This window comes from Enterobacter cloacae complex sp. 418I7, assembly GCF_050030705.1.
Classification (GTDB): Bacteria; Pseudomonadota; Gammaproteobacteria; order Enterobacterales; family Enterobacteriaceae; genus Enterobacter; species Enterobacter intestinihominis.
This window is the reverse complement of sequence record NZ_JBLGUU010000002.1, coordinates 19,880-32,632: the sequence shown is the minus strand read 5'-3', so window position 1 is coordinate 32,632 and position 12,753 is coordinate 19,880. Positions and strand designations below refer to the sequence as shown.

At 53.0% G+C, this 12,753-nt stretch carries 19 protein-coding genes and 1 tRNA gene; 11 read left to right on the top strand and 9 right to left on the bottom strand.

Features of this window, described 5'->3' with window-relative positions; translation table 11 throughout:
- Window positions 1–132 precede the first annotated feature (132 nt).
- Window positions 133–438, top strand: coding sequence for a hypothetical protein (locus ACQG0S_RS22845; RefSeq protein WP_004110169.1), 306 nt, complete (start codon window positions 133–135; stop codon window positions 436–438).
- A gap of 749 nt (window positions 439–1,187) precedes the next feature.
- Window positions 1,188–1,262, top strand: a tRNA-Asn gene (locus tag ACQG0S_RS22840).
- Between the two features lie 697 nt (window positions 1,263–1,959).
- Here ACQG0S_RS22840 and ACQG0S_RS22835 read toward each other — a convergent pair.
- From ACQG0S_RS22835 to ACQG0S_RS22800, 8 genes are all read right to left on the bottom strand, one after another.
- Window positions 1,960–2,964, bottom strand: coding sequence for an IS110-like element IS4321 family transposase (locus ACQG0S_RS22835; RefSeq protein WP_000427620.1), 1,005 nt, complete (start codon window positions 2,962–2,964; stop codon window positions 1,960–1,962).
- 78 nt (window positions 2,965–3,042) lie between these two features.
- The gene (locus ACQG0S_RS22830) at window positions 3,043–3,600 is read right to left on the bottom strand and encodes a recombinase family protein (protein ID WP_003100847.1); all 558 of its coding nucleotides are present in this window, start codon (window positions 3,598–3,600) and stop codon (window positions 3,043–3,045) included.
- Complete coding sequence (locus ACQG0S_RS22825; RefSeq protein WP_003100853.1) at window positions 3,594–3,965, bottom strand: hypothetical protein; 372 nt, start codon at window positions 3,963–3,965, stop codon at window positions 3,594–3,596. The genes ACQG0S_RS22830 and ACQG0S_RS22825 overlap by 7 nt, the downstream gene beginning before the upstream one ends.
- The gene (locus ACQG0S_RS22820) at window positions 3,962–4,462 is read right to left on the bottom strand and encodes a hypothetical protein (protein WP_003100856.1); all 501 of its coding nucleotides are present in this window, start codon (window positions 4,460–4,462) and stop codon (window positions 3,962–3,964) included. The genes ACQG0S_RS22825 and ACQG0S_RS22820 overlap by 4 nt, the downstream gene beginning before the upstream one ends.
- Entirely contained in the window at window positions 4,459–4,785 is a 327-nt protein-coding gene (locus tag ACQG0S_RS22815; RefSeq protein ID WP_003100858.1) for a hypothetical protein, read from the bottom strand. Before ACQG0S_RS22815 ends, ACQG0S_RS22820 begins: the two co-directional genes overlap by 4 nt.
- Before the next feature lie 254 nt (window positions 4,786–5,039).
- Window positions 5,040–5,396 (bottom strand): cupin domain-containing protein, encoded by a 357-nt coding sequence (locus tag ACQG0S_RS22810; RefSeq protein WP_000215515.1) that lies wholly within the window; start codon window positions 5,394–5,396, stop codon window positions 5,040–5,042.
- A complete protein-coding gene (locus ACQG0S_RS22805) occupies window positions 5,386–5,787 on the bottom strand; it encodes a HepT-like ribonuclease domain-containing protein (RefSeq protein ID WP_001293886.1) in 402 nt (133 codons plus the stop codon). Before ACQG0S_RS22805 ends, ACQG0S_RS22810 begins: the two co-directional genes overlap by 11 nt.
- Complete coding sequence (locus ACQG0S_RS22800) at window positions 5,784–6,074, bottom strand: nucleotidyltransferase family protein (protein ID WP_001247892.1); 291 nt, start codon at window positions 6,072–6,074, stop codon at window positions 5,784–5,786. Before ACQG0S_RS22800 ends, ACQG0S_RS22805 begins: the two co-directional genes overlap by 4 nt.
- A 158-nt stretch (window positions 6,075–6,232) precedes the next feature.
- Between ACQG0S_RS22800 and ACQG0S_RS22795 the strand changes: the two genes are divergently transcribed.
- The 9 genes from ACQG0S_RS22795 to ACQG0S_RS22755 all read left to right on the top strand — a co-directional run bounded on the left by ACQG0S_RS22795 (window position 6,233) and on the right by ACQG0S_RS22755 (window position 12,328).
- Entirely contained in the window at window positions 6,233–7,045 is an 813-nt protein-coding gene (locus ACQG0S_RS22795; protein ID WP_426750846.1) for a DUF4158 domain-containing protein, read from the top strand.
- A gap of 78 nt (window positions 7,046–7,123) precedes the next feature.
- Complete coding sequence (locus ACQG0S_RS22790; RefSeq protein ID WP_000427620.1) at window positions 7,124–8,128, top strand: IS110-like element IS4321 family transposase; 1,005 nt, start codon at window positions 7,124–7,126, stop codon at window positions 8,126–8,128.
- Between the two features lie 280 nt (window positions 8,129–8,408).
- Window positions 8,409–9,182: a phosphate starvation-inducible protein PhoH gene (gene phoH, locus ACQG0S_RS22785; protein WP_022649889.1), complete on the top strand. Its 774-nt coding sequence runs from the start codon at window positions 8,409–8,411 to the stop codon at window positions 9,180–9,182.
- 10 nt (window positions 9,183–9,192) lie between these two features.
- Entirely contained in the window at window positions 9,193–9,396 is a 204-nt protein-coding gene (locus ACQG0S_RS22780; RefSeq protein ID WP_022649890.1) for a crAss001_48 related protein, read from the top strand.
- Window positions 9,397–9,411: 15 nt separating this feature from the next.
- Window positions 9,412–9,777, top strand: a complete 366-nt coding sequence (locus ACQG0S_RS22775) for a Gp49 family protein (protein ID WP_006812571.1) — start codon at window positions 9,412–9,414, stop codon at window positions 9,775–9,777.
- A complete protein-coding gene (locus ACQG0S_RS22770; protein WP_006812570.1) occupies window positions 9,777–10,022 on the top strand; it encodes a GrxA family glutaredoxin in 246 nt (81 codons plus the stop codon). The genes ACQG0S_RS22775 and ACQG0S_RS22770 overlap by 1 nt, the downstream gene beginning before the upstream one ends.
- A gap of 96 nt (window positions 10,023–10,118) precedes the next feature.
- Window positions 10,119–10,643, top strand: a complete 525-nt coding sequence (locus ACQG0S_RS22765; protein WP_006812569.1) for a hypothetical protein — start codon at window positions 10,119–10,121, stop codon at window positions 10,641–10,643.
- Window positions 10,634–11,050, top strand: coding sequence for a type II toxin-antitoxin system YafO family toxin (locus ACQG0S_RS22760; RefSeq protein WP_006812568.1), 417 nt, complete (start codon window positions 10,634–10,636; stop codon window positions 11,048–11,050). Before ACQG0S_RS22765 ends, ACQG0S_RS22760 begins: the two co-directional genes overlap by 10 nt.
- Window positions 11,051–11,221: 171 nt before the next feature.
- Window positions 11,222–12,328 carry a tyrosine-type recombinase/integrase gene (locus ACQG0S_RS22755; protein WP_022649891.1) on the top strand — a complete coding sequence of 369 codons (1,107 nt, stop codon included), beginning with the start codon at window positions 11,222–11,224 and terminating at the stop codon, window positions 12,326–12,328.
- Here the strand turns inward: ACQG0S_RS22755 and ACQG0S_RS22750 are convergent.
- Window positions 12,320–12,706, bottom strand: coding sequence for a transcriptional regulator (locus ACQG0S_RS22750; RefSeq protein ID WP_022649892.1), 387 nt, complete (start codon window positions 12,704–12,706; stop codon window positions 12,320–12,322). The two genes, ACQG0S_RS22755 and ACQG0S_RS22750, sit on opposite strands and share 9 nt — an antisense overlap.
- Window positions 12,707–12,753 lie beyond the last annotated feature (47 nt).

The window sequence follows — 12,753 nt, the reverse complement described above, 5'->3', positions numbered from 1 at the left end:
GTTATCTTTTGCTGGGGGCGTGGCCCTCGGCTTCAGTATCTGTCGCGATCTGGTCAGGCAGGAACTGAAAACCAAAACGCTTCGCATCGGTAAGCGTCTGTATCGGGTTGTTCACGAGACGGGAGTGCAGAAATGAGCAATTTGACCTCATTCGACTGGTGGCTGGCAACCTACCTTGTGGCGGCCGGCTTCGGATATGCCTTTTACATTGGTCAGTTAATCGTAAAGCTACTGCTGATCAGATTTGCCAGCCATAAACGCATAGACGACGGTCTGTGGCGCCTGGGTTCTCTGCTGGAGACTCACTACGGCGAACTCAAGGAGAACGAAACTATCACTATTCAAGCGAAGCGTTTTACGGCCATCATCACGAGAACGCCGGAACAGAAGGTGAGTTTGATCAAAAAGATAGCAACTGAACGAGTCACAGAAAAATAAGTATTTACTTACTTATCTAATATGTATAAGATTCACTTGTTTTCGTTGAGACGCGACTGTTTGAACGTTAAATATAACTGCAAACGAAGATACGTACCTGGCAGTAGCCTAAGAAGCCAAACACCAGCGAGGTCAGTTTCCAGCCTCGTCACCGAAATGGGACACACTGAGCGAGTGTGATTGCAGAACGCAGGATAGGGCATGTTGCACCACCCATGCCCTATTCGATGAAGTAACAGGATGGGCGGTTGGTTTTCCTCATTCCATTCCATCATCCCGGTTTCAGCCAGCTGACCGTCCATCCTGTTACGTCATTTCCATTACTTATGTCGTTTAATCTTGGGTTAAAAGCGGCGACGTAACCCGGCTGGCTTGGTTAGCCAGCGCACAACGTTGAGGTCACTGTTTTTCTTTTAATCATACAGGTGATTCCACAGAGCTGTAGTGACTGATCAATATGTTGGGTCGAACATAAATCGGTTCAGTGGCCTCAACGTTGTGAAAGCAGGATTCTTTAACCCTCTGGTGAAATCATTGTTGCCTATGTAGCCCCTGGTTTCACAACATGGATGATTCCATACATCCAATAAGATCGAAGAATCTGGCGGCCATCAACCGCCGAGAAGGATTCCAGATCTTCGCTCTATGTGAGCAAGCCACAAGCCTCGTCTGGCACTAACGTAAAGTGCAAGTTGCGGGAAAGTTCTTGGTTGCCTGGTTGTCCATGAACAAGTACCGCCGCGAATAATGATGGTGTAGCTCAGTGGTAGAGCGGTTGACTGTTAATCAACTGGTCGGTGGTTCGAGTCCACCCACCATCGCCAACACAGCGCTGAACGGTTTGGAGTTCGCCACCACCGTCCGAACGGAAAGACTCCGCAAATGTCGCCAGACCGTTCAACGCTGTGATAGACACGGCAGACGTTCTTAACCATAGTGCTTCTTAGCATCGTAGTTACACTTTTTTCAGCGCAAAATCCAAAGGGGCTTCGGCCCCTTTTTTGTTGATGGTTCTCGTCGCTTCCCACTGCTGTAATGCTATTTGTTGCCGGAATGAGAGGGTTAATGCTAATGTACGCGTACATTAGCATTAACCAAGTTTCGATAACCGCGCAGCAACAGTCTTCCAAAGACTGAAACAATGAGTCTTGAATGTCTCATAAAAATGCAATTGATAAGTAATGACTTACCTATTATTTGTCGGTATAGTTCTTTCGGTGACTCACTTGAAAGGACTCAATATGGGGGTCGTCTCAGAAAACGGAATCTATGGTCACTCCCGTTTTTGCAACACCGATTTTGACGATAAATTGGCTTGCTTGAATCTATCCGGCGTCTGAATGGGATTTTATTCCCGCGCCTCGATGAGTTCCGCGCCTGATGAACCTCCAGAAAATATACGGCTTCAATGAGCCTTTCCGTTTTACAGGTTCCTCAACAGGCCGGTGGGCCGTTAGTATCATCAATATCAGTATTCGCAAAACCAGATCAGTGATTCTTTAAACCGGTGTATTTCTTCCGTTATGCTACATAAGTTTGCTGTCGTGCCGTTAGGGCCCAGGCTATTCTGGCCAGCTTGTTTGCCAGAGCACAAGTGACGACAAAGTTGCTTTTCCTACACAGTAGATCCCTGACCCAATCGGCCAATTTGCCAGACTGGTGTTCCAGTTTTTGTATGAATACCCTGGCACATTGAACCAACAAAGTTCGGATCTTTTTGTTACCTCGCTTACTAATTCCCAGCAATGTCGTCCGACCTCCCGTGCTGTACTGTCGAGGCACTAGCCCTGTTGCCGCCGCAAAGTCACGACTGCTGGCGTACTGCTTCCCGTCGCCAATCTCAGTTGAAATAGTACTCGCTGTCAGTGTTCCGACGCAGGGAATGCTCAGCAAGCGCTGTCCAATCTCATCTTCGTCCAACTTTCGTTTCAACTGGGATTCCAAATCTTTAATCTGCTCAACAAGATAGTGATAATGCTGTTGTAATTTCAGCAATAACTGGCTGAGGTATAGAGGCAAACTATTGTCCTCAAGAAGGGTACTCAGTCGGCTAATAACGGCAGCTCCTCGTGGAACGCTGATGCCAAATTCCAGCAGAAAAGCATGCATCTGATTGGTTGTTTTTACCTTATCCTGAACCAAGGATTCACGGACACGATGCAGCGCACGCATTGCCTGCTGAGATTCAGTTCTGGGCTGTACAAAACGCATAGACGGACGCGATGCAGCTTCACAAATAGCTTCGGCGTCGACAAAGTCGTTTTTGTTACTTTTAACGAATGGACGGACAAATTGTGGTGATATCAGCTTAGGAAAATGCCCCAACTCTTCCAACTTGCGTGCCATAAAGTGAGAGCCACCACAGGCTTCCATTGCGATGGTTGTAGCGGGGCATGTCGCCAAAAATTCGATTAACTTTGGCCGTGTAAATTTTTTACGGTAAACAGCCTTGCCGCGACGATCCTGGCAATGAATATGGAAAGAGTTTTTACCCAGATCGATACCAATGAGCGCAATGTTTTCCATGATAGTTCTCCGAATGAAAGCCTATCCTCAGCATAGTACCGGGAAGGAGGGAGTGACCATCTCATTAAATAAAGCACGCTAAGCGTGCGTGGAGGCTGGCACCCAGCGGTACAGCGTCGGAATGGACACGCCGAGGTTCTTGGCCACGTCCTTGGGCGGCACCCCGCTGGCCAGCAGCTTCTTGGCCGACTCGATCTTGCTGTCGGTCATCTTCGGCTTGCGGCCGCCTTTGCGGCCGAGCTGCTTGGCGACTTCCAGCCCGGCGCGGGTGCGCTCGACGGTCAGCTCGCGCTCCATTTCGGCAAGGCTCGCCATGACGTGGAAGAAGAACCGCCCGGATGGTGTGCCGGTGTCGATGGAGTCGGTGAGGCTCCTGAACTGGACACCGTGCTTGTGCAGATCGCCGACCAGATCGACCAGTTGCTTGACCGACCGGCCCAGCCGGTCGAGCTTCCAGACGACCAAAGTATCGCCTTCGCGCAGCATTTCGAGCGTCTTGGCCAAGCCAGGCCGGTCTGCCCGCGTGCCACTCACCTTGTCCTCGAAGACCTTTTTACATCCGGCCTTGCTCAAGGCTTCGCGTTGCAGCTCCAGGTTCTGATCCTGCGTCGAGACGCGCGCATAGCCAATCAACATGGCTTGTCTCGCGCCCGGTCGATGCGTTCCTGCATCGCCTGCATCACTTCTTCGTGGGTGTACGATCTGGCGTTGGCGTCGGTGGCTTGCCGCAGGGCTTCCTCAACCTCGCGCGTCATCCGCTCGTAATCCTCCGGCCACAGCGCTTGCTCCATGCGCAGCGACGCCTGACCCAGCAGGTGCAGCAGGCTGAACAGCCGCATGTCGTTGGTGGCGACGATGCGCTCCCGAATCTGCTCCTGAATAGCTTCGCTAGCCCGATGCGCTTGTGGTGTGGCAGTCCCCTCGTAGTCAGCGGGGAATTCCGCTTCCTCGGCAATCCTTGCCCAGGCGCTGGCCAGCGCCTCGATGGTTGACGTGCTCATTTCCGCCGCTCCTGTGCTCTTTGGCGAATCAACCGGCCAAGGGGCCTCGACGCGAAAACCAGCAGCATCACGCCTATCGGATACCAGGTCGAGAAGACCACCAAGGCATCGAAGGCTGGCCGTCCGGTGTTGGTAGGCAGTACGGCGGTCACAGCCATCAACCCGCCGACCGTCCAGATGATGCGCCACACGTAGGGCATCACGCGGGGCACGTAGCCGTCATCGAAAGCGGTCTGGTAGTAGCGGCGCAGGCCGCGCTCGGCAAGCGCCTGGCGCTGCCGCTCCGACAGCGCATCCGTCCGGCCATACCAGCGCCGGAATGGTGGACAGCGCAGCAGCAAAGGGGTGAAGAGGATCATCACCGCCACGATCGCGACACCCCACGCCATGACGGCGCCGGCATCGGGCCGCTTGGCGTTCTCGATCACGGGCGCGAAGACGCCCGGAGCACCGATCATCCAGAACAGCGCAATGTGCTGATGGAAGGAGAGCTTCATTTGCTCATCCACTTGCGCAGCAGGCGCTTTTTCAGGGAGGCGCGTTCTTGCGGGTTGCGTCCCTTGTGATTGGCGATGCGATCCGCCGTGGCGGCCTGGCGCTTGACGGGCCAGTAGGAGCGGCCATCCTTGCCCATCGACCAGACGCTGCTGGCCTGGTTTTCCAGCAGGGGCAGATGGGCGCTCAGGGCTTCGGGCGACGCGCTGGTCAGCGCCGTGCGCTCACGGGTGCGCCAGCGCTGATGCCAGAGCTTCTTGTCCTCGCGCTCGCTGCCGCAGGTCGTGTGCCCGACGATGGGTGTTTTGCGGCGGCTGCGGCTCATAACGTAGTGGTCTCCAAGAACATTCAGGACTGATCCCAGGCGTCGATGGTCAAGACCTGATCGGCAGGACAGGCGGCTACGCGGTCGGGAACTGGATGGTGTTCAGTCTCATGCCGACCCCATTCGATTGATCGCGTCGCTTGCGGCACGCTGCGACGCAAGGAGGTTTGCGACCTGGTTTAGCAGCCGTGTCCGCTGCATGTCTGTTACCTATCTCCCCGACCGCTCATTGGACCAACTCCAGAGATTGGGCTCTATCGCTCAGCCAATACGAAACCGGCATTGGCTGATGCCACAACCGAGACTAACACAAATGGCTCGGTACCTGTATTTCGCGCCCCGTGCACTTGGCCCGGTCTTGCCACGGCTATCTCACCTTCCCTGAGGGCACGAACAATCCCATTGCCCTGAAAGTAATCAGCCATTCCCGACAAAACAGTCCACGTGTCTTGGCCGTGAGGATGAATGTGAGCCGCAATTTCCTGCCCGGGATGGACATGCCAAACCACGATAATTGAGTCTCGGGTTTCAAGCACAACGGAACGAATAGGCTCGCCTTCGGACGGCTGAACATACTCGGCTACAGAAAATATTCTCGATTCAACAGTCATCGGAGATCCCTCTTTCACAGTTGTCGTTACGGTCTTCATCGTCGGCATCCTGACGCACGGCGGGCAATTGCTGGAGCAACGCCGGCAGCCATTCCTGTACCGTCTCCCACACCACATCGAGGTTGATGTCGAAATAGCCGTGAGCCATGCGATTACGCATATTGCGCATGCTGCGCCACGGCACGTCGGCATGCGCCTGGGTGAACTCGACGTAGCCATCCATCACCTTTGTGGCCGCCTCGCCGATGACGATCAGGCTCATGATGACGGCCTGCTGGGTGCGCTTGTCGGCCAAGAAGTCGTCCTTGGCCATCCCTTCCACGAAGCTGCGCGCATCGGTTGCGGCCTGCTGAATGTGGTCGAGGTAATCGGGCAGGCGGTTCTCGCTCATATCGGTTGCGCCTCCGCGAGCACCTTGGCCCGGAACTTCGGCGGCAGGTCGCCGGGAGTCAGCAGATCGACGTCAACGCCGAGCAGCGATTTCAGTTCTTCTTCCAAATCGCCCAAGTCCAACAACGTGGCACCGGGCAGCGCATCGACCAACAGGTCGAGGTCGCTGCCATCCCGGTCGGTGCCATGCAGCACCGAGCCGAAGACGCGCGGGTTCGCGGCGCGAAAGCGGCCTACCGCTTCACGCACTGCGCTTCGCTTCATGTCAAGCACAACAGACGGTCGCATGCGCATCCTTTCTTATCGAAACTCGTTGAGATGATATGCAATCAAGAATAGAATTTCAAGAACTATTTTCGAGAATCGCAATGCCTTGATTCCCGTGCCGCGCCGGTTGCCTTGGCGGGCTTGTCACAAACCTACGTTTTCAAGAAGAAGGAAACCGCATGCCCCGCCGTTCGATCCTCTCCGCCGCCGAGCGCGAAAGCCTGCTGGCGTTGCCGGACACCAAGGATGAGTTGATCCGTCACTACACGTTCAGCGAAAGCGACCTCTCCATCATCCGGCAGCGGCGCGGCCCGGCCAATCGGCTGGGCTTCGCGGTGCAGCTCTGCTACCTGCGCTTTCCCGGCGTCATCCTTGGCGCTGATGAGCCACCGTTCCCGCCATTGCTGAGACTGGTCGCCAACCAGCTCAAGGTCGGCATCGAAAGCTGGGACGAGTACGGGCAGCGTGAGCAGACCCGACGCGAGCACCTGGTCGAGCTGCAAACGGTGTTCGGCTTCCAGCCGTTCACGATTGGCCACTACCGGCAGGCTGTCCAGTTGCTGACCGAGCTGGCCATGCAAACCGACAAGGGCATCGTGCTGGTCAGAGCCTTGATCGAGCACCTGCGGCGGCAGTCGGTCATTGTGCCCGCCCTCAACGCCGTCGAGCGGGCGAGCGCCGAAGCGATTACCCGCGCCGTGTTCTTCAACCGCCTGGGGGAAATCCGCGACCGCAGCTTCGAGCAGCAGCGCTACCGGGCCAGCGGCCTCAACCTGGTGACGGCGGCCATCGTGCTATGGAACACGGTCTATCTGGAGCGGGCCGCGAACGCCTTGCGTGGCCACGGTCAAGCCGTCGATGACGGCCTGTTGCAGTACCTGTCGCCGCTCGGCTGGGAGCACATCAACCTGACCGGCGATTACCTCTGGCGCAGCAGCGCCAAGATCGGCGCGGGCAAGTTCAGGCCGCTACGGCCGCTGCAACCGGCTTAGCGTGCTTTATTTAATGAGATGGTCACTCCCTCCTTCCCGGTACTATGCTGAGGATAGGCTTTCATTCGGAGAACTATCATGGAAAACATTGCGCTCATTGGTATCGATCTGGGTAAAAACTCTTTCCATATTCATTGCCAGGATCGTCGCGGCAAGGCTGTTTACCGTAAAAAATTTACACGGCCAAAGTTAATCGAATTTTTGGCGACATGCCCCGCTACAACCATCGCAATGGAAGCCTGTGGTGGCTCTCACTTTATGGCACGCAAGTTGGAAGAGTTGGGGCATTTTCCTAAGCTGATATCACCACAATTTGTCCGTCCATTCGTTAAAAGTAACAAAAACGACTTTGTCGACGCCGAAGCTATTTGTGAAGCTGCATCGCGTCCGTCTATGCGTTTTGTACAGCCCAGAACTGAATCTCAGCAGGCAATGCGTGCGCTGCATCGTGTCCGTGAATCCTTGGTTCAGGATAAGGTAAAAACAACCAATCAGATGCATGCTTTTCTGCTGGAATTTGGCATCAGCGTTCCACGAGGAGCTGCCGTTATTAGCCGACTGAGTACCCTTCTTGAGGACAATAGTTTGCCTCTATACCTCAGCCAGTTATTGCTGAAATTACAACAGCATTATCACTATCTTGTTGAGCAGATTAAAGATTTGGAATCCCAGTTGAAACGAAAGTTGGACGAAGATGAGATTGGACAGCGCTTGCTGAGCATTCCCTGCGTCGGAACACTGACAGCGAGTACTATTTCAACTGAGATTGGCGACGGGAAGCAGTACGCCAGCAGTCGTGACTTTGCGGCGGCAACAGGGCTAGTGCCTCGACAGTACAGCACGGGAGGTCGGACGACATTGCTGGGAATTAGTAAGCGAGGTAACAAAAAGATCCGAACTTTGTTGGTTCAATGTGCCAGGGTATTCATACAAAAACTGGAACACCAGTCTGGCAAATTGGCCGATTGGGTCAGGGATCTACTGTGTAGGAAAAGCAACTTTGTCGTCACTTGTGCTCTGGCAAACAAGCTGGCCAGAATAGCCTGGGCCCTAACGGCACGACAGCAAACTTATGTAGCATAACGGAAGAAATACACCGGTTTAAAGAATCACTGATCTGGTTTTGCGAATACTGATATTGATGATACTAACGGCCCACCGGCCTGTTGAGGAACCTGTAAAACGGAAAGGCTCATTGAAGCCGTATATTTTCTGGAGGTTCATCAGGCGCGGAACTCATCGAGGCGCGGGAATAAAATCCCATTCAGACGCCGGATAGATTCAAGCAAGCCAATTTATCGTCAAAATCGGTGTTGCAAAAACGGGAGTGACCATAGATTCCGTTTTCTGAGACGACCCCAATATGGGAAACAAACGTAAACAGGCGCGTCGCGCAGCTCGTCAGGCACTGAAGTCAAAGCCACGCATCCACGGCTACGAAATTGACACAATCATCGTTGACGAGCTGGCTGCCGCCCCTGCTCTGCCTCCGAAACCGAAGCGCGACAACTCTCCTCTCGAAGCGCGAAACGAGGCCCAGGCCCACTATCTCATCTCCCTCGATACCAAAACGCTAACGTTCGCCACTGGCGAAGCTGGCTGCGGTAAAACGTACCTGGCCGCGGCCGTTGCAGCGCAGCGTCTACTTAATAAGGAAGTGGACAAGATCATCGTGACTCGTCCGGTATTGCAAGCAGACGAAGATCTGGGCTTCCTTCCGGGCGACATGAGCGAGAAGTTCGCTCCGTTCTTCCGGCCCGTCTATGACGTGCTACAGAAGCGTCTGGGTGGCTCGTTTCTCGAATACTGCTTAAAGCCAGAGGTGGCCAAAGTGGAGATTGCCCCCTTCGCTTACATGCGTGGGCGCACTTTCGAAAACGCTGTGGTAATTCTGGATGAAGCTCAAAACGTGACAGCGTCACAAATGAAAATGTTCCTGACCCGTATGGGAGAAAACGTCACGGTTATCGTTAACGGGGACATCACCCAATGCGATCTTCCTGGCAGCGTCAAATCCGGGCTGGAAGACGCTATGGAGCGCTTTAAGCCGTCTGAATATGTTGGACGGATCGAGTTCGAGAGCGAGGACTGTGTACGGTCTGAGTTATGCAAAATTGCGCTTGAAGCCTACCAATAAGGAGATAAGCGTGACCAAAGAATATCTGCCTCACCAGCAGCGTGTGATAGAGGAACAGGAAGATCTGTCGCGCCGTATTTTCAAGCTGGAGTGCTTCACAGCCACCGAGATTTTTAGTCGTCTCCCTCAAGTCGACCGCAACATGCTCATTAAGCAGCTGGACGCGATGAAAGCCTATGAGCTAATTCTTCGTGCCCGAATCGCTCGTTTTTAACGTAAGGAAACCAAAATGACCGATATGGATATCGAAAAAGAGATTGTGGCCAAAGGCAAAACGGCCGCGCGTGTTACCCCGGAACGCATTGAAGCTGTTATCTCAGGCGAATTTTACTTTACCGGCGCGGACGGATATCGCAGCTCACCGTTGTGGCTGAAGCAGGAAGAGCCTGAACCGGCCCCGCAATCACTCGAACTGCTGACATTCTGCGTTCTTGTGCTGGAGAACGGCTACACCGTAACCGGCGAGTCTGCGTGCGCCAGCCCGGAGAACTTTGATCCGGAGATCGGACGTAAAATTGCACGCCAGAACGCGATTGCCAAAATCTGGCCCCTGGAAGGCTATCTTCTCAAGCAGCAGCTGCACGAGGTGAAGTGATGAAGGTCGTTATCTACGGACGGGATAATTGCTCATACTGCAAACGTGCGGTCGAGCTGGCGAAGCAGCTGCACGGCCACGGCTTTGGCGATTATGAATACATCGATATTGTGTCTGCCGGGATCGACAAAGAGAAGTTGAGCGACCTGGTTGGCAAGCCGGTGGAGACCATACCGCAGGTGTTCGTAAATGGCGAACCTATCGGGGGTTATACGGAATTTGCTGCTTTTGCGAGCACCCTGTAATACAATACGGCTCCTTTTGGGGCCGTTTCTGTTTGTCGCAGTTTCAGGGAACGCGTACACTTAGTTACGAGCCAGCAAAAAGCAGGCAGATAAATCATGAAAGACTCAATCACCAAAATCGCAATGGTTGTGGCACTGGCACTAAGCAGCCTGTCACACGGTTCTTATGCCAAAGATCACACCCATGAACGCAGCGCTATTACTTCAGGGGCGAGCGCACCATCCCTCGCAGAACTGCGCGAAAGTGTGGGTAAAATCCAGGAAGTTACCGCTGATGGCCGTGAAATTTACGCCAGACTGGATGCGTTGGCAGAACATGATTTTGAGCAGGCAAAGTTTGCCGCAGAAGGCTTACGTGCTGATGTAATTGGCTCCCTGGCAATTGCCGAGTTCTTATTCCAGGCATTACCAGAGATGTCGATCATCCGGTCTTACGACAAAAACTCCACTGAATACAAGCTATGCAGGGCTGTCGCTGAGATGCGTCACGGGGCCAAAAATCTCGATAATCTGGTTAATCAGATCCTGACAGTTAGCCCTCTTCGCGAATCAGAAATTAGCCATGCGGCTCTTGCTGTTCTGGCAGCCAGTGGCACAGAGGCTTCGACCAAATGGCTCTGATTGTCGAGATCAACCCCGATACACGCGCCGCATTTTTAGACCCCACTTTCAAAAAGTTCCCTGGATTGGAACAGCAGCTCATAGAGGAATTTATTTACTGCAAGGAGCACAACGCCACAACGGATACCTTCGGCAGTGACGCCGTCTTCACTTTTCCACCTTATGCCGTAGACGCTCAACTCGCTCGCATCCACATCAAGCTACCCGACGAACAGCCCTGGCCACCTCGCACTCCAGATCGGCAGAAGAAGAGTAATACTTATTTAGTTTATGCACAGCATTTGTGGAATCCGGACAGATACTCCATTCTTGCAGTTGTTACCCCAGCACACGATCTCATGAGCGCCGCCAACACACAGTTAATCTCCCACTTTTCAGCCTGTGCTGAAGATTTTCACAACCGCTAAAATCATCTTGCTTGTTTCTCAGATTTAAAAAAATCGACTCTCAATGATTCCATACCTATTAAGTATGGAATCATTGTACAAAACAGGCTATTTTATGGTTGATCATACAAAAACTTAAGCCTAATATACTGTTCATACATACAGTAAAAGGTTTCACTCAGTGAGTGGACGATGAAAAACACCTTTGATAAAGCACGCGCAGCAGAAAACACCTCTCGGGAAGCCATCGAGTACCTCGAACGCGCTTCCGGTTTGTCGGCAGTGTCGACCGCCAATTTCGACGGAGACATGTCGTTTTCTTCCGCCTTCATATTATTCACTCGCTTATCTTTACTGATAACGAGACGTCGACCTGAAATAGCCGTTCATTGTGTTTTGATACATATAATGCCGCATATCTCTGAAGTAAAGGTAAGTGATATAAGTAGGGTCTTGGTCAACCAACTGGTGAACCCACTGATACTGGAAGGCAAGATCGTCCAGGGCAGACGCGTATTCTCCCTAATGAAACAGTTCCTGAGCTGGTGCGCTTTTCAGGGGCTGATTGATACATCACCGTTGAATGATATGTCGCTCAATAGAGTTGCCGGTGGCGCAAAGCCAGTGCCGCGCGAACGTAAGCTGACGGACGCCGAGGTCTGGGTATTCTGGAACGTCTGGGATTACTTCAATGTGTGCGAAGGCACAAAGTGGGCGGCCAGGCTCTGTCTTGTCGCCGCCAGACGACCCGATGAAGTGCTCCGGGCCAGAAAGGATGAGTTCAACCTTCAACGTGATGTATGGAATCAAGGTACGCGAAACAAATCGGCCAGACAGCACGCGCTGCCGTTAAGCCCATTGATGCGCCAATGCGTAGAAGGGTTGTTTGAGTACGGGAAAGGCAGCCAGTGGCTCGTTCCTTCGAATAAGAAGAAGGGCGTGGATACGCCAATGTCTAAGGTGGCCATTGCCCAGGCACTGAGAAGGATACTGGAACGACCTGAGTTGATGGAGGTTGAGTCATTCACCCCACGCGATCTGAGACGTACAGCGCGTAGTTATTTCCCTGCTCTGGGGATTAATCAGGAGGTGGCCCGTAAGATTATGAACCACAGTCTTGAAGGGATAGATCGCGTCTATGATCGCCACGATTATATGGATGAGATGCGAGACGCCTTGAATAACTTCTCAACGTACATCGCATCTATCGTGAATCAAACAGACTTAGACGAGATAGACCACAAATTCAAGGGAGATCGTCTAGCCACCGAGCTTATTCGTGTAAATTTCTCACAGTGACTTGATGGCCTCTACCACCTTTTCTGACGCTCCCTGTTGACCGTCAAAACGGTTACGGAACGCTTCTAGAACGAGTTTTTCATCAGCGGAGAGCGGTGCAGTGCCCTCTTCGCGAAAAAACTCAAGCAGCTCAGGATGACGTTCTTCCAGAACCATCAGCATCAGTCGAACCGGATCTGCATCCAGCGCTTCGGCTAATGCTCGAACCTTATCTACTGGAAGTGGGATTTTGCCGCTTTTGATGAGAGAGAGATTGTTGGCGTTCTTGTACCCAACCTCTTTGGCAATGGTAGCCTGACTTTTAGGCGAGATTGTGATTAACGAGTCAATGTAAGCTGCGTAGCGACCTTGTTTGATCTCTGTTTCGTTGGTAGCCATGTAGTGAACCTTGCGTGTTTTGTTTATCTCTGGTAAGTGCTTACTGA